1 protein-coding gene is annotated in these 353 nt (G+C 52.1%); it reads left to right on the plus strand.

The features are described from left to right. On the plus strand, positions 1–353 hold a 353-nt coding region (locus ACRHNM_RS16425; RefSeq protein ID WP_431137711.1), incomplete at both ends, for a retropepsin-like aspartic protease.

Below are 353 nucleotides of genomic sequence, written 5' to 3' on the forward strand. Positions count from 1 at the left end.
GGAAAAAAAGCCCGAAGATCCCATTCGAATTGGTGAATAACCTGATGATTATCCCCCTTGAAGTCAACGGGACCCCGCTGCGTTTTATCCTGGTCACGGGCGTGAACAAACCCATCCTCTTCAACGTTGCCGACCAGGACTCCATAGAGCTCCGAAATGTTGCCAAAATCCAGATCCGCGGTTTGGGAACGGGCGACCCTATCGACGCGTTGCGTTCCACCGGCAATATTTTCAAATTAAAGGGTCTGGTAAATCCCGGCCAGCAGTTGTACGTGGTGCTGGACAGGGAAATGAATTTTTCGCCTTCCCTGGGCATTACCATCCACGGAATCATCGGGTACGACCTGTTCCGG

The sequence above is a fragment of the Psychroserpens mesophilus genome (assembly GCF_050617655.1).
Lineage (GTDB): Bacteria > Bacteroidota > Bacteroidia > Flavobacteriales > Flavobacteriaceae > Psychroserpens > Psychroserpens mesophilus_A.